The organism is uncultured Polaribacter sp. (assembly GCF_947501385.1).
Lineage (GTDB): Bacteria > Bacteroidota > Bacteroidia > Flavobacteriales > Flavobacteriaceae > Polaribacter.
Map to the genome: position 1 here is coordinate 71623 of NZ_CANMVP010000003.1, position 16978 is coordinate 88600.

Consider the following 16978-nt stretch of genomic DNA (forward strand, 5'->3'; position numbering starts at 1 on the left):
TTAAAATTTAAAACAATGCTATGATGAAAAAAACATACTCTTTTATTACTCTTTTACTAGTTGTATTTACAATAGCATCATTTACAAACCCAGAATTAAAAGCGAAGTCTGTTAGTTTTAAAAATTCTTATACCCCAAATTCATTAGCACCTATTCAAGCAATTACTACAGGAGATTGGAATGATGTAGCAACATGGAGTACAAACCAAATACCAACTACTGAAGATGACGTAACAATTCCTAACGGAATTCGAGTGTCGCTTTCTGGAATGATGAATGCTAGAACAATTGTAATTGATGGTAATTTAGGACCATCAAATCTTACTACAGATTTTGATTTAACTACCAAAGGGATTATAGTTCGTGATGGTGGTTTGTTTCAAATAGGAAGTACTACAAACGCTTATACGGCAAATGGTATCATAACACTTACGGGTTCAAATCCTTCAGAAGTATTAATGGGCAATACACTTATGGGTTCTAAATTAATTGGAGTTATGTCTGGTGCAAAATTAGAATTACATGGTGTTTCAACAAAAACATGGACACAATTAAACGCAACCGCAGAGAAAGGAGCAACGGCAATCACATTAAAAGAAATTACCAGTTGGAAAGTTGGTGATGAAATAGTAATTGCATCTACAGACTTTGACCCGCATCAAGCAGAAAAAAGAACAATTACAGCTATTAACGGAATGGTTTTAACGTTAAACTCTCCATTAAATTACATGCATTTTGGTGTTGAGCAAATTTATAATAATGGTACTAAAGATCTTATTTTAGATGAAAGAGCAGAAGTAGGTTTGTTAACGCATAACTTAAAAATACAAGGAGATGCTGCTAGTGAAACGAATGGTTTTGGTGGTCATATTATGTCGATGCCAGGTTCAGTTTCAAAAGCATCTAATATTGAATTGTATAGAATGGGGCAAAAATCTCAGTTGGGTAAATATCCTTGGCATTGGCATTTATTAGGAAACGCTGACGGGCAATTTATTAAAAATGCAGGAATTCATACAGCATATAATAGATTGATAACTGTTCATGGAACAAATAACACCGTAGTTGAAGGAAATGTTGGCTATGACTTTTTAGGGCATGGATATTTTTTAGAAAATGGAAGTGAAACTGGAAACTTATTTAAAAATAATTTAGGTGTTTTATGTAAAAGACCTAAAGATGGTGAAGAAACAACACCTCATGATATTGGTGTTGGCGCTGGTAGAGGTGCGCATCCTGAAGCTTTTCCCGCTACTTTTTGGATTACAAACCCGAATAATGATTTTATAGGAAACGTTTCTGCAGGTTCTGATGGCTCTGGTTTTTGGCATTTAATTTTAGATGAAATTTTAGATGGTCCAGAATCTAGCTATAACCCAGGAAGACAACCGATGGGAATTTTTGATGATAACAAAGCACATTCTAATTTATTTAGTTGGGGAGTAGATGGAGGAATAGATAGAGATACTGATGAGATTGTTACTGGTCATTACAGACCTCAAAACTCCAATGGAAGCCAATTTATACCAATTATTAATCGTTTTGATGGCTATAAATCTGTAGATAGAAATGTTTGGATTAGAGCCAATAAAATGGATTTTTATGATTGTGATTTTGGAGATAATGGTCGTGCAGATTTTTTCTCTTACCATCAAACATTGTTTAATTCTTTAATTGTGGGTAAATCTGCAAATATTGGAAACCCTAAATCTGCTAGTGAAATTCAGGCAGGTAGATCTTTACCATACCCCACAAGACCTTTAACACAATTTGGAAATGCTTTTAGAGGGCATAGTATTTATGATGGTCCTTCAGGAATTGTTGATACTCATTTTGACGGTTTTAATTCAAACGGTGCTAAATCTTATTGTTTTCAAACAAATGGAGCTTCAAGAAAATCTACGAATCATTTTGCTAGAGGTATTACTTATGGACCTGATGTTGAAGAAAACGTAAAATTTGAATTTGGTAATAATTCTTGGTTGAGTTTTATGTATTTAAGTGGTATTATAGATCAAGATGGAAGTTTAACGGGTTACCCTGGAGCTACTGTTTCACCAATTATAAGAGCAAACCCTAGCGGTAAAAATTTATACGAAAAAGGAGCAAATACCCAAATGAGAAATGCAATTGAAAAACCAGAATGGGGGGCTTGGATTACACAAAATAAAACATATAATTATTTTAAAGATGTAGATTTTACGAATAAAAATGATGGTGCTTTTACACCTCGTTATTTTATTACCGAATATCCAGATAAATCTACGCACGCTGTTTTTAATACACAAACACAACAACTATATTTTGATGCGCCTGTAATTACAAACGATTTAGATTATACTTATAATTTTCAATATCATAAATTGCCAAAATATATGTCTGCTTCAGTAGATGGCTGTACAACAAATTCTGAAAATGTTATTGTTGCTTACCCGAATATTCCAGGTATAGCATTTGCTGGCAATGCTGCAAGAGTTACTAATATGACACAATTAAAAGCTAGTCCTAGCCAAGCGTATTTAATAAAGGACAATACTATTTATTTTAAATTGATTAGTAAAAATACAAGAAGTGAATTTTTTCAAAGACAATTTGGACGAGAATACAAATATGAAAACAGAGTATTTATTTGTAATTCAGGTAATTGCAATAGTAGTTCAACTTGGGGAAATATTCTAAATAGAGTTACCTTAATAGATTATAGTGTTCGCTCTATGAGTTTAGGTTCTATCGATACAAATGATGATTCTAGGGACAATGCAATCGCAACAGATGGATTAACAGTACCCACTTTTGCATACGCAAATACCAAAGTAAATTTTACAGTTCAAAACAACGGAAATGGCGTAAATGGTTATACAGATTATGCAATTACATTAGCTTCTAGACAAGTTTGGGAGTATTTTAATACTATAGGTATAAACTATACTGGACCTGACGTAGAGGTAATTGTTCAAAGTGAAAATGGGCAAGAATTTAATGTTGGTACTTATAAATCATCAGACTCAAATAATATTCGTATTGGGCAAGATACAGAATTTGACAAATTTACGAATGTAAAAAAACTAATTTTACGTTTTCACGAATCTAACATAGGAGATATCAATACAGCATCAACTAGAGAAATTAGCATCAACGTTATAAATTTAGGCTCAGATATTCCAGAAAATTATAGTATTTCTTCAACAACTGTAAATCAGGATTCAGATGGAGATGGTATTTTAGACGCTGTTGAATTTAATTTATGCAGAGATCAAAACTCTGCGTCAGATTTTGCAGTAGAATTTAATGGTGATAGTCATCTTTTTGATGGGTATTCATCTGATTTTATTGATAATTCACAAATAATAAATGGTGTTATAAAGGGTACGTCGAATGGTAATGATTCTAAAATTATAAAAACTGGTTTTGTTTCGTTTAAAGGTTCAGATATTCGTACAATTACACTTAGATACAAAGCAAATATTGCAGGTACTAAAGTGCAGCTTTTTTGGCAAACAAGTGAACAGAGTACTTACTCAGCATCTAGATCTGCCACTAACAATTATACGGGTAATGATCAATGGCAAGAAGTAGTACTAGATGTTTCTGAAAATGCTGAATGGAATGATAACATTATTACTGGTTTTAGAATAGACCCTACAAACAATACAAATGTTTCTTTTGAAATCGATTGGATTCGTGGAAATAACGCTGTAGATCCTTCAAAGTCTTGCGTTCCTGGTATAGATAGTGATAAAGATGGTTTGTTTGATAATGAAGAAGAAGATTTATGTAGAGATATTAATTCTGCATCAGACTTTGCTATAGAGTTTAATGGTGACGATATTTTTAACGGATTCACAACCAAATCAATCACCGGATCTGAGGAAACAGATGGGGTTCTTAAAGGAACAAGTAATAGTGCCGATTCACAAATAATAAATACAGATTTTATAAATATGTCAGGTTCTGAAATTAGTTCCCTGACCATTAAAATGAAAGCAGATATTGCAACAACAAAATTTCAGCTATTTTGGGAGAACGAAGATGGTGGAGTTTCGGCTACAAGAACAGCTAGTGTAGATTATACAGGAAATGGAGCATGGCAAGAATTAGTAATCGATTTATCTACAAACAATACTTGGCAGGGAAAAACAATAAAAGGCCTCAGAATAGATCCAACAAATAATGGTAATGTAAATTTTGAAATAGATTGGATAAGGGCTCAAAGTGCAGAAGATCCTGCAACATCCTGCGCAACAGCTTCGCTTAGTGATGAAATTTTAGAAAAAGATTTTGTTTTATACCCGAATCCTGCTTCTAAAAAGGCTTTAATTAGTATAAAAAGAATTGGGACTTACAATGAAGTTAAAGTATTTGTTTATGATATTACGGGGAAAAGAATTCATACTAAAGAAAATAAAAATACAATACAAATTTTAAATGCAAAGGCAGGTATTTATTTTGTGAAATTTATAGTAAATAACTCAAAGATTATTACAAAAAAAATAATTATCTTTTAAAGAAAAATAATTTATTTGCCTATGATATAAGTTCATACATATAGTTTTATAAAAAAATTATATATTTGCACAGAATTTTACATAACTAAAATATTTCAAAATTTTAATCTGGGGGGATATAAAATGAAGAAAAAAAATTACCTAGTACTTTTTACAGTGCTACTCTTTGCACAATCTTTTTTTGGGCAAATGGTACCACCACCAATTCCACCACCACCACCGCCAGGCTTGTCTGTTGATGGTGGTCTTGTTTTCTTGTTGGCTACGGGTTTAATTTACGCTATTAGAAAAATAACAAGATAGCTCTTTACTGCTGTGTTAATCGACTAACGTATTTTCCGATGACATCGAATTCTAAATTTACAACATCGTTTATTGATAACTTTTTAAAGGAAGTATTATTTAGCGTATAAGGTATTATAGCCACACTAAATGAATTTTTTTCAGAATTAATAACTGTTAAACTTACTCCGTTTACAGTAATAGAACCCTTTTCTATAGTAATGTTGTTTTTATCTGAAGTATAAGAAAAAGTAAAAACAGTACTTCCATTTTGATTTTCAATATGAGTACACACTCCTGTTTCATCTACATGACCTTGTACAATATGCCCATCTAATCGATCACCTAACTTCATAGCACGTTCTAAATTCACTTTACCAGAAATTTTTAAATCGCCAATATTGGTTTTATTTAAAGTTTCTTTAATTGCAGTAACCGTATATTCATCATTATGTATAGCAACAACGGTCAAACAGACACCATTATGAGCAACACTTTGATCTACTTTCAACTCATGAGTAATTGAACTTTTTACCGTTAAATGTAGGTTTTCTTGCTCTTTAACAGCATTTGTAATGGTCCCTAGTGTTTCTATTATTCCCGTAAACATTTCCCTAAATTTTAGTTACTTTTGTATGGAATCAAAAATAAGAAGATTACAAGAGTTATGGCTGATAAAAATGATAAAATAATTGTAGGAATTTCTATAGGAGACCTCAACGGAATAGGGATAGAGGTTATTTTAAAAACATTTCTCGATAAAAGAATGCTAGAGTTCTGTACACCTGTTTTATTTGGCGCTACAAAAGTAATTTCTTACCATAAAAAAGCATTAAATCTAGAGGTGCCAGTGCATGGTATTGCGTCAATAACGCAAATAAATCATACCAAAATAAATGTTTTAAACATTTGGAAAGAAGAGGTTTCGATTGAATTAGGTCAAGCCACTAAAATTTCTGGAGCATATGCAGCAAAATCACTGGAAGCAGCTGTAAATCATTTAAAAGACAAAACCATAGATATTTTATTAACGGCACCAATTAATAAAGAAACAATTCAATCAGAAAACTTTAATTTTCCTGGACATACAGAATATTTAGAAGCAAATTTAGAGGGAGATAGCTTGATGATTTTAATGACAGATCAACTAAGAATCGGTTTAATTACAGGTCATATTCCAATTTCTAAAGTGGCTGAAGCCATTACACCAGAAATTATTAAAGAAAAAGTAAATACGATGTATACTTCTTTAAAAAAAGATTTTGGTATTGGTAAACCTAAAATTGCAGTTTTGTCATTAAATCCGCATTGCGGAGATAAAGGCGTAATAGGAAAGGAAGATGATGAGATTATAAAACCTGCGATAGCAGAAATTAGAGAAACAGGAAAATTGGTTTTTGGACCTTATGCAGCAGATGGATTTTTTGGTTCTGAAACCTATAAACAATTCGATGGAGTTTTAGCAACCTACCACGACCAAGGTTTAGCGCCCTTTAAAGCGTTGTCTTTTGGTAACGGAGTTAATTTTACTGCTGGTTTAAATGAGATTAGAACTTCTCCAGACCATGGAACTGGTTTTGATATTGCAGGAAAGAACAAAGCAAATGAATCTTCTTTTAAAGAAGCATTATTTGCTGCAATTCAAATTTATAAAACAAGAACCGAGTACAAAGAACTTACCAAAAACCCACTGTTGGTAAAGTAGAAATAAAATAATTTCTTTTTTTAAAAGAAAAGATTGTATGAAAACATTTTTTTATATCTTTGCACGCTCAATTGATGTTTGATAATGAAAGACTTGAAACAATTCAACATACCGTTTGTAGGATTAAAAGAAGGAAAGCATATATTTGAATATAATATTGACAATACGTTCTTTTCGCTTTTTAATTTTGATGAATTTGAAGATGCAACAATACATGTATCCTTAGAATTTGTTAAAAAAAGCACATTATTTGAACTTGTTTTTACAGCTACAGGAACCATAAACGTTCCTTGTGATGTTTCCAATGAGTTGTACGATCAAGAAATTACTTCAGAATTACCTTTAGTAATAAAGTTTGGTCCAGAATATAATGATGATAATGAAGAAATTTTAATTCTTCCGAATGAAGCGTATCAATTTAATGTAGCACAATTTATTTATGAAATGATTGTGTTGTCTATTCCTAGTAAAAGGGTGCATCCAAAAGTATTAGATGGCACTATGGAATCTGAAGCATTAGAAACATTAAAACAATTACAATCAAAAGGAGAAAAAACTGTTGAAATAACAGACCCTAGATGGGATAAATTAAAGAATTTAATAACAGAAAAAAAGACATAAAATGGCGCATCCTAAAAGAAAAATATCTAAAACAAGAAGAGATAAAAGGAGAACACATTACAAAGCATCAGCTCAACAGATAGCAACAGACCCTACAACGGGAGAGTCGCATTTATATCACAGAGCTCACTGGCATGAAGGGAAACTTTATTACAGAGGTCAAATAGTATTAGAATCTGCAACAGCAGAGGCTTAGAAATTTTTTATTTTATATAAAAAACCCTCAATTTTGAGGGTTTTTTTGCGTTTTCACAAGAAAGCTCATCGTTTTTGATAAAATTTACATCAAAAAGTGGAATAAATTTCATTACTTTGAATTTCCTTAACATCGGAATTATAAACGAATATATATGACAAAAATAACTGCAGCAATTTCAGCTGTTGGGAAATATGTTCCTGAATATGTTCTAACAAATAAAGAGTTAGAAACTTACGTAGAAACAAACGACGAATGGATTACTTCTAGAACAGGAATAAAAGAAAGAAGAATTTTAAAAGGAGAAGGATTAGGAACTTCATATATGGCTATAAAAGCCTCTGAAGACTTAATTAAAAAATCGAATCTAAATCCAAAAGAAATAGATTTGGTGATTGTTGCTACTGCAACACCAGATTTAATGGTGGCTTCTACAGCAGTATATGTAGCCACAGAAATTGGCGCAACAAATGCTTTTGCATATGATTTACAAGCAGCTTGTTCTAGTTTTTTATATGCAATGTCTACAGCGTCAAGCTATATTGAGTCTGGGAGATATAAAAAAGTATTGGTAATAGGAGCAGATAAAATGTCTTCAATTATAGATTATACAGACAGAGCAACCTGTATTATTTTTGGTGATGGTGCAGGAGCAGCGTTATTTGAAGCAAATACAGAAGGTTTAGGTTTGCAAGATGAATATTTAAGAAGTGATGGTATTGGAAGAGAATTTTTAAAAATAGCCGCCGGTGGTTCTATTTTGCCTCCTTCATTAGAAACTGTTAAAAACGGTCAGCATTTTGTACGTCAAGAAGGTAAAACGGTTTTTAAATATGCCGTTTCTAACATGGCAGCTGTTTCAGAGAAAATGTTAGAAAGAAATAATCTTACAGAAAAAGATATTCAGTGGTTAGTAGCGCACCAAGCAAATAAGAGAATTATTGAGGCTACTGCAAAACGAGTGGGTGTGCATTCTGATAAAGTGATGATGAACATTCATAAATATGGCAATACAACATCTGCCACTTTACCACTTTTACTAGCAGACTACGAAAAAGAGTTAAAAAAAGGAGATAATCTAATATTTGCCGCATTTGGTGGTGGTTTCACATGGGGAGCTGCGTATTTGAAATGGGCATATAATTCATAAACAAAAACAACTAAACAGTAAGAAAAATGGATATTAAAGAAATTCAAAATCTTATAAAATTTGTAGCAAAATCTGGCGCTAGCGAGGTAAAGTTAGAAATGGAAGATGTAAAAATTACAATTAAAACGGGTACAGAAAAAACAGAAACTACAATTCTTCAAGCTGCACCAACACAAAGTGTCCCCCAAGTTGCAGCTCCTGTGGCAGCAGCACAACCTGTAGCAGCAAAAACAGCTGCTTCAGAAGAGGAAGAAAGTGACGATGCTAAATACATTACTATTAAGTCTCCAATAATTGGTACTTTTTATAGAAAACCTGCACCAGACAAACCAAATTTTGCTGAAGTGGGTACAGAAGTTAGTATTGGTGACACGGTTTGTGTGATTGAGGCGATGAAATTATTTAACGAAATTGAATCTGAAATTTCAGGTAAAATAGTTAAAATTTTAGTAGATGATTCTTCTCCTGTAGAATTTGATCAGCCTTTATTTTTAGTAGATCCATCATAGTCTCATTAGAATTTAGAAGTTAAATGGTTGAAGTATTTCTTCAAGCTCATTTAAAAGAAAATCTAATCACTAAAAAACTAAACAAGATGTTTAAAAAAATATTAATTGCCAATAGAGGTGAAATAGCATTGCGTGTTATTAGAACCTGTAAAGAAATGGGTATTAAAACTGTAGCAGTATATTCTACTGCAGATGCAGAAAGTTTGCACGTAAGATTTGCAGATGAAGCCGTTTGTATTGGCCCACCTCCAAGTTCAGAATCGTATTTAAAAATGTCTAATATCATTGCTGCTGCAGAAATTACAAATGCAGATGCAATACATCCAGGATATGGTTTCTTATCAGAAAATGCTAAATTTTCTAAGTTGTGTGAAGAACATCACATTAAATTTATTGGTGCAACAGGAGAGATGATAGACCAAATGGGAGACAAAGCAAATGCCAAGTCCACCATGAAAGCTGCAGGTGTACCTTGTGTATCAGGAAGTGAAGGGATTATTGCAGATTTTGAAGAATGCGAAAAATTAGCTGTAGAAACAGGATATCCAGTCATGTTAAAAGCTTCTGCCGGTGGTGGTGGTAAAGGAATGCGTGCTGTTTGGAAGCCAGAAGATTTAAGAGATGCTTGGGATTCTGCAAGACAAGAATCTAAAGCGGCTTTTGGAAATAATGACATGTATATGGAAAAGCTTATTGAAGAGCCAAGACATATAGAAATACAGATTGTAGGCGATTCTTTTGGGAAAGCTTGTCATTTATCAGAAAGAGATTGTTCTGTACAAAGACGTCATCAAAAATTAACAGAAGAAACACCTTCTCCTTTCATGACAGATGAATTGAGAGAACAAATGGGGAATGCTGCTGTAAAAGCGTCAGAATTTATTAAATATGAAGGTGCTGGTACTGTAGAGTTTTTGGTTGATAAACACAGAAATTTCTACTTTATGGAGATGAATACGCGGATTCAAGTAGAACATCCAATTACTGAAGAAGTAGTAAACTACGATTTAATTAGAGAACAAATTTTAGTTGCATTTGGTGTGCCAATTTCTGGAAAAAATTATTATCCAAAAATGCATTCTATAGAGTGTAGAATTAATGCAGAAGATCCAAGTAATAATTTTAGACCTTCTCCAGGTAAAATTACAACTTTTCATGCTCCAGGAGGTCACGGAATTAGAATAGATACTCATGTGTATGCAGGGTATATGATTCCGCCAAATTACGATTCTATGATTGCAAAGTTAATTACTACAGCTCAAACTAGAGAAGAAGCAATTAATAAAATGAAGCGTGCTTTAGATGAGTTTGTCATTGAAGGAGTTAAAACAACCATTCCTTTCCACAGACAATTAATGGACCATCCAGATTATATTGCAGGAAACTATACAACTAAATTTATGGAAGATTTCGAAATGAAATAAAATCTAGATATTTAGTGTAATTTATAAAGTTAAAATAGAGAATACAGTTTGTATTCTCTATTTTTTTTACCTTTATACTAAATATTTATAGTATGAAAATCGATGGAATAGATAAAGTTATTATAAGAACCTTAGTAAAAGATGCAAGAACACCAATTTTAAGTATTGCTAGAGAAGTTGGTATTTCTGGCGCAGCAATTCATCAAAGGCTACGTAAACTAGAAAAATCGAAACTCATTGAAGACTATAGAATGATTATAAATCCTAAGTCTATAGGATATACAATTACAGCCTTTGTGGGCGTTTATTTAGATGCTTCTCATCAGCTAACAACAACTATTAAAAGATTAAAAGAAATTCCAGAAATAATAGAGAGTCATTATACAACAGGGAATTATGCAGTTTTTATAAAAATTTTGTGTAAAAATAACGAGAGTTTAATGCACATTTTAAATGATAAAATTCAACCGATAAAAGGAGTCTCTAAATTGGAAACATTTATTTCCTTAAATCAACAAATAGATCGACAAGTACGTTTGTAATTAAAAACTGAACAGGAAATCTTAGCCACTTAACGAGCTTTTTAAACAGACAGTCTAACAAATAATTTAGTTCTTTATATTTTATCCACTTTTACCGTGTTGAAAAAAATATATAATGATGAAATCCCTTTCTATTTTGCTTGTTGATGATGATGAGATTGAAAGAATAAAATTTAAGAAAGTGTGTAAAAACAGTGGTTTTCCTTACGCAGTAGCAGAAGCTGTTAATGGAAAACAGGCATTTGATTATTTAAAAAATCAAAAAAACTTTTTCAATATTATTATTTTAGATTTGCACATGCCTAAAATGAATGGTTTAGAATTTTTAAGAAAATTAAAAAATACTATTGAATTTAAAAACATTCCTGTTATCATCATGTCTAATTCTGAAGATAGTGATGAATTAAAAAAATGTTATGATTTTGGAATTTCTGGCTATTTAACAAAACCAGCCCAATATTCTAAATATGCAAAGAAAGTAAAGGTGCTACTAAAGTATTGGAAACAAAATGAACTTATTTGTCAGTAATAAAATGACTTTAATAGACTATGGAAACCCCAAATTTAAAGTATATAAAAAAAATTTCTGAAGGAGATCTTGATTTTGAAGAAAGTCTTTTGAATATCATAACAGAAGAATTTCCTAAAGAGTATGCAACCTTTATTGAAAAATTTAATAATAAAGATTATGAGGAGAGCGCAAACAATGTTCATAAAATAAAGCATAAGATTAGTCTTCTAGGTTTGGAAAAAGGCTTAGCACTTGCATCCGTTTTTGAAAAAGATTTAAAAAACGGAAACACCGAATTATATCAAGATTTTATAAATGTCTTACACAAAATTCATGTATATTTAGAGGATTATTAATATCTTTAAACACTATGAATTGTTTAATAATAGATGATGACGCAGCTGCAAGACTAATTATTAGGCAGTTGTGTAAAAACACTGAGCTAATTGTAAAAGAAGAGTTTTCTTCTGCAATAGAAGCTATAAAGTTTCTAAACTCGAATAGTATAGATGTTGCTTTTTTAGACATTCATATGCCTACTTTTTCTGGGTTTGATTTTATGAAGACGCTAAAAAATCCTCCCAAAGTTATTTTAACAACTTCCGATAAAAATCATGCTTTAGAAGCTTTTGAATTTGATTGTGTCATAGATTATTTGTTAAAACCTATTGGTGTAGATCGTTTTCAAAAAGCTATAGCAAAACTATCTAATGTGTCCTCAGAGAAATTAAATACTAAAGAAACTGAAGTTCAAAAAGAAAATAAAGATTTTATTTTTGCAAATGTTGATAAAAGATTGGTAAAAATCAATATTCCAGAAATTTTACTAATTGAAGCAAAAGGAGATTATATAAGTATTAAAACTGAAAAGAAAAGTTTTATTGTACATGCTACTTTAAAGAAAATTGAAGAAAAACTTCCTTCAGATATCTTTTTAAGAATTCATAGATCTTATATTATCAATACATCAGAAATTATAGATATAGAAGACAATAGTGTTTTAATACAAAAATATGTAATTCCTATCAGTAGGTCTCACAAACCAGCTTTAATTAAAAAATTGAATCTTTTATAAAATCATTCACCTTAAGATTTAGACCATTCAACCTTATTATTCTTTCATTAATCGAAATAAAATTTCCAAGTAGTTAAATACAAGTACCTTTAAATTGTATTTAGTAATACATATTTTGAATTATAAAATCATAGTGAAGTACATTTGTAAGTTGGGGGATTTATGAATTGCTCTAGAAAAGCCAAATTTACTTTTGGCTTTTCTTTTGCCCAAACATAAAAAAACCGTAACAACTAAATGTTACGGTTTTTTAGGACTAGACACAACATTATTATTAAATGTACTAATTTTTAATTCCAATTCACTTAATTCTTTCCTTTGCTAGTTAAATACTTTTTATACAATCATTTTTTTAGCATTTTTTTGATATCAATTTTAATTATATATTTAATGATTGTTATTGAGCAAATTATTCCAAGACTAAAAAAGGTTGAAAATAGAACCATTTTACGAGACAGGTCAAGATAGTGTTTTGGGTCTCATAGTATTATTTTTAAAAGAATATTTGTTTTAGACTTTAGTAATTTATAATTAAAAAATGAAAAAACGTAACAAAAATAATTTTTTTTGGAATACTATTTTAAACCTTGTGCTAATTATTCTTTTAGTAAGTGAAGTGCGTAGCCAGCATAATATTTCAAAAAACGGAACAAATAAAAAACCCAATATTATATTTATTTTAACAGATGATCAACGTTTTGATGCACTAGGTTATCAAGGAAATACATTGGTATATACTCCAGAAATAGACAAACTAGCAACTTCTGGAACTTACTTTAAAAATGCATTGGTAACTACACCAATTTGTGCTGCAAGTAGAGCAAGTATTTTTACAGGATTGCAAGAACGGGCGCACAATTATAATTTCCAAACGGGTGCAATTCGTGAAGAATATATGAACAATTCATATCCAAAAATTTTAAAAGAAGCGGGTTATTACACAGGTTTCTATGGAAAATTTGGCGTTAAGTATGAAGATAAAGAGCAGTTATTCGATGAATATGAAAGTTATGACAGAAATAATAAATTCAAAGATAAACGAGGTTACTACTATAAAAAAATAGGCAAAGAAACGGTTCATTTAACCCGCTATACAGGTCAAAAAGGACTTGATTTTATTGAAAATGTAGGTACACAAAAACCTTTTTGTTTACAATTATCATTCTCTGCACCACATGCACATGACAGTGCAAAAGATCAATATTTTTGGCAGAATGAAACCGATGCGTTGTTGCAAAATACTACAATTCCAAAGCCAGCGTTGGGCAAAGATAAATACTTTAACCAACAACCAGAAATCGTAAAAGCGGGTTTTAATAGATTGCGTTGGACGTGGCGTTATGATACTCCAGAAAAATATCAGCACAGTGTAAAAGGGTATTACAGAATGATTGCTGGCATTGACTTAGAAATTGAAAAAATTAGAAAAAAATTAGTAGAAAAAGGATTGGCAGAAAACACCATTATTATTGTAATGGGCGATAATGGTTATTTTTTAGGCGAAAGACAATTTGCGGGTAAATGGTTGATGTATGACAACTCTATAAGAGTTCCGTTAATTATTTACGACCCTAGAATTAACAAACATCAAGATATTGATGTCATGGCTTTGAATACAGATGTACCATCCACTATTTTAGATTTTGCAGGGCTTCAGCAACCAAAATCATGGCAAGGAAAAAGCTTAAAATCGATTGTAAATGGCAACGTAAAAACAGTAAATAGAGATACTGTGCTGATAGAACATTTGTGGGATTTTGAAAAAATTCCACCAAGTGAAGGAGTCAGAACAAAAAAATGGAAATATTTTAGATACATAAATGACAAATCTATTGAAGAATTATACGATTTAGAAAAAGACCCACAAGAGATTTGTAACTTGGTAGAAAAGAAAAAATATGCAAAAATTCTTCAAAATTTAAGAGCTAAATGTGAAGAGTTAATTCAAGAAAAAAGCGACAATTATACAAATCCGCCATATGGTTTAACAGTTGAGTTTATCAGAAATACAAAAGGTGTTTTTATCAATGATAAAAAACCAGAGTTTAGTTGGTTGGTTCCACAAACTGTTGCCTCACAAACTGCATATCAATTGTTGGTTTCCTCATCCGAAGAAAAATTAAGCAATAATATAGGTGATGTTTGGAATAGCCAAAGAATCAATACAAATCAATCTTCAAACATAGAGCATAAAGGAAAATCTTTAGAAGCTGGTAAAACCTATTTTTGGAAAGTGAGAATTTGGGATGAGAACAGTAGACTGCTAAAATATTCAGTACCTCAATCTTTTACCATGTCAGATTCTAAAACGAATTTGACCACACCAAACAGTTTTCAAATTGATACTATCAAACCAAAAATCTTCAACAAAAACAGTGATAGTTCTTACTTTATAGATTTTGGAAAAGCGGCTTTTGCAACCCTCAATTTTAACTACAAAGCATCTAAAATAGATACGTTAATTGTTCATATTGGTGAACAATTAAAAGGTAATAAAATTAACAAAAAACCAGCAGGAAGCATTCGGTATCAAAAAATTAAAGTCCCTGTACATCCAAATCAAACAAACTATGCTTTATCTATTCATCCAGATAAAAGAAATACAAAAAATATAGCCGTTGCATTGCCTAAAAACTTTCCTGTTTTAATGCCTTTTAGATATGCTGAAATAGAAAACGCCACAAGCAATCTGCAAGTTGACGATATTCAGCAATTGGCATATCATAGTTATTGGGAAAATGATCAGAGTGATTTTAATAGTTCAAACGATATTTTAAATCAGGTTTGGGATTTGTGTAAATATTCTATCAAAGCAACCACATTCTCTGGATTGTATGTAGATGGCGATAGAGAACGAATTCCGTATGAAGCTGATGCGTATTTAAATCAGTTGAGTCATTACACAACAGATCAAGAATATGCAATGGCAAGACAAACAATCGAGTATTTTATGGAACACCCAACGTGGCCAACAGAATGGCAACTACATGTAGCATTGCTATTTTATGCCGATTATATGTACACGGGAAATACAGAATTAATCACAAAATATTATGAGAAATTAAAACACAAAACTTTAAAAGAATTAGCAAGAGCAGATGGTTTGATAAGTTCGTCTAGCGCAACTCCAGAATTTATGAAAAAACTGGGTTTTACAGATCCAAAAGTAAAATTAAAAGACATTGTAGATTGGCCTCCAGCACAAAAAGATACTGGCTGGAAATTAGCTACTGCAGCAGGAGAAAGAGATGGTTTTGTCTTTACACCCATAAATACAGTTGTAAATGCTTTTTATTATAAAAATATGGAAATTATGGCAGCATTTGCCACCATTTTACAAAAGCCAAGTGAAGCTTTAGAGTTTCAATTATTAGCGCTGAAAGCAAAACAAGCAATCAATACCAAACTATTTAATAAAAATTTAGGAATTTATGTGGATGGTGAAGGCACAGACCACAGTTCTTTACATTCAAATATGATGGCCTTGGCTTTTCATATTGTTCCCGAAAAACATAAAAAAACGGTTACTGAATTTATAAAATCAAGAGGCATGGCGTGTAGTGTTTATGGCTCTCAATATTTATTAGAAGCACTGTACAATGCCAATGAAGCAGATTATGCTTTAGATTTAATGACAGCAACTCACGACAGAAGTTGGTACAATATGATTAAAATTGGGGCTACAATTACATTGGAAGCTTGGGATATGAAATACAAACCAAATGCCGACTGGAATCATGCCTGGGGCGCGACACCTGCGAATATTATTTCAAGAAATTTGTGGGGAATTCAGCCAAAAAGTGCTGGTTACGGAACTGCAATGATACAACCACAATTAGGTTCACTTAAAAAAAGCAGTATAAAAGTGCCAACAATTAAAGGAATTATAAAAGCAGCATATAAATTTTTAAATAATAAAAGACAGGAATACACAATAAAAATTCCTGCAAATATGGTGGCTGATTTTAAAATAAATAAGTCTTCTGAAACTGTTGTTATTTTAAATGGTAAAAAAGTGAGTGCTGCTTTTGGGGCTATTCGTTTAACATCTGGGATTAATAAAATTCAATTAGTTTCTAATTGAATTTAAGAAGTTTTAACATAAAAAACCGTAACAACTAAATGTTACGGTTTTTGTACTGAAGGCGGGACTTGAACCCGCACGGCCATTACTGACCACTGGATTTTAAGTCCAGCGTGTCTACCAATTCCACCACTTCAGCATTGGCACTTTATTCATAATAGAGCGAAAGACGGGATTTGAACCCGCGACCCCCACCTTGGCAAGGTGATGCTCTACCCCTGAGCTACTTTCGCAGTCAATGTATTATGAACTTTGCTCCTCTTCAAGGACTCGAACCTTGGACCCTCTGATTAACAGTCAGATGCTCTAACCAACTGAGCTAAAGAGGAGTTTGCTACACATTTGTGTTTAGCGAGTGCAAATATATATCTTTT

General features: G+C 31.7%; 14 protein-coding genes and 3 tRNA genes. 13 read left to right on the plus strand and 4 right to left on the minus strand.

Annotated features, from left to right (window positions below; translation table 11 throughout):
* Positions 1 to 23 precede the first annotated feature (23 nt).
* On the plus strand, positions 24 to 4505 hold the full coding sequence (locus tag Q0998_RS02890; protein WP_299665997.1) for a G8 domain-containing protein: 4482 nt from the start codon (positions 24 to 26) through the stop codon (positions 4503 to 4505).
* 123 nt (positions 4506 to 4628) lie between these two features.
* Positions 4629 to 4808: a PID-CTERM protein-sorting domain-containing protein gene (locus Q0998_RS02895; protein ID WP_299665999.1), complete on the plus strand. Its 180-nt coding sequence runs from the start codon at positions 4629 to 4631 to the stop codon at positions 4806 to 4808.
* A gap of 4 nt (positions 4809 to 4812) precedes the next feature.
* Here Q0998_RS02895 and Q0998_RS02900 read toward each other — a convergent pair whose 3' ends face one another.
* Positions 4813 to 5397 carry a riboflavin synthase gene (locus Q0998_RS02900; protein WP_299666002.1) on the minus strand — a complete coding sequence of 195 codons (585 nt, stop codon included), beginning with the start codon at positions 5395 to 5397 and terminating at the stop codon, positions 4813 to 4815.
* 57 nt (positions 5398 to 5454) lie between these two features.
* On the opposite strand from Q0998_RS02900, the gene pdxA reads away from it, so the two are divergent.
* From pdxA to Q0998_RS02955, 11 genes are all read left to right on the plus strand, one after another.
* The gene (gene pdxA / locus Q0998_RS02905; RefSeq protein WP_299666005.1) at positions 5455 to 6492 is read left to right on the plus strand and encodes a 4-hydroxythreonine-4-phosphate dehydrogenase PdxA; all 1038 of its coding nucleotides are present in this window, start codon (positions 5455 to 5457) and stop codon (positions 6490 to 6492) included.
* Between the two features lie 84 nt (positions 6493 to 6576).
* Positions 6577 to 7113 carry a DUF177 domain-containing protein gene (locus tag Q0998_RS02910; protein WP_299666008.1) on the plus strand — a complete coding sequence of 179 codons (537 nt, stop codon included), beginning with the start codon at positions 6577 to 6579 and terminating at the stop codon, positions 7111 to 7113.
* Between the two features lies 1 nt (position 7114).
* On the plus strand, positions 7115 to 7309 hold the full coding sequence (gene rpmF, locus Q0998_RS02915; RefSeq protein ID WP_299666010.1) for a 50S ribosomal protein L32: 195 nt from the start codon (positions 7115 to 7117) through the stop codon (positions 7307 to 7309).
* Between the two features lie 154 nt (positions 7310 to 7463).
* Entirely contained in the window at positions 7464 to 8459 is a 996-nt protein-coding gene (locus Q0998_RS02920) for a beta-ketoacyl-ACP synthase III (protein WP_299666013.1), read from the plus strand.
* Between the two features lie 26 nt (positions 8460 to 8485).
* A complete protein-coding gene (gene accB / locus Q0998_RS02925; RefSeq protein WP_299666015.1) occupies positions 8486 to 8968 on the plus strand; it encodes an acetyl-CoA carboxylase biotin carboxyl carrier protein in 483 nt (160 codons plus the stop codon).
* A gap of 86 nt (positions 8969 to 9054) precedes the next feature.
* Positions 9055 to 10392, plus strand: coding sequence for an acetyl-CoA carboxylase biotin carboxylase subunit (gene accC, locus Q0998_RS02930; RefSeq protein ID WP_299666017.1), 1338 nt, complete (start codon positions 9055 to 9057; stop codon positions 10390 to 10392).
* Positions 10393 to 10484: 92 nt separating this feature from the next.
* Positions 10485 to 10934: an Lrp/AsnC ligand binding domain-containing protein gene (locus tag Q0998_RS02935; RefSeq protein ID WP_299666019.1), complete on the plus strand. Its 450-nt coding sequence runs from the start codon at positions 10485 to 10487 to the stop codon at positions 10932 to 10934.
* Positions 10935 to 11049: 115 nt separating this feature from the next.
* Positions 11050 to 11463, plus strand: a complete 414-nt coding sequence (locus tag Q0998_RS02940) for a response regulator (protein WP_299666022.1) — start codon at positions 11050 to 11052, stop codon at positions 11461 to 11463.
* A 20-nt stretch (positions 11464 to 11483) separates the two neighbouring features.
* Positions 11484 to 11801 (plus strand): Hpt domain-containing protein, encoded by a 318-nt coding sequence (locus Q0998_RS02945; protein ID WP_299666024.1) that lies wholly within the window; start codon positions 11484 to 11486, stop codon positions 11799 to 11801.
* Between the two features lie 14 nt (positions 11802 to 11815).
* Positions 11816 to 12520 carry a LytTR family DNA-binding domain-containing protein gene (locus Q0998_RS02950; RefSeq protein WP_299666027.1) on the plus strand — a complete coding sequence of 235 codons (705 nt, stop codon included), beginning with the start codon at positions 11816 to 11818 and terminating at the stop codon, positions 12518 to 12520.
* A gap of 538 nt (positions 12521 to 13058) precedes the next feature.
* Positions 13059 to 16604, plus strand: coding sequence for a sulfatase-like hydrolase/transferase (locus Q0998_RS02955; RefSeq protein ID WP_299666030.1), 3546 nt, complete (start codon positions 13059 to 13061; stop codon positions 16602 to 16604).
* Positions 16605 to 16657: 53 nt separating this feature from the next.
* Here the strand turns inward: Q0998_RS02955 and Q0998_RS02960 are convergent.
* The 3 genes from Q0998_RS02960 to Q0998_RS02970 all read right to left on the minus strand — a co-directional run bounded on the left by Q0998_RS02960 (position 16658) and on the right by Q0998_RS02970 (position 16933).
* A tRNA-Leu gene (locus Q0998_RS02960) sits at positions 16658 to 16743 on the minus strand.
* A 22-nt stretch (positions 16744 to 16765) separates the two neighbouring features.
* A tRNA-Gly gene (locus Q0998_RS02965) sits at positions 16766 to 16837 on the minus strand.
* Between the two features lie 22 nt (positions 16838 to 16859).
* Positions 16860 to 16933 (minus strand) — tRNA-Asn (locus Q0998_RS02970).
* Between the last annotated feature and the right edge of the window lie 45 nt (positions 16934 to 16978).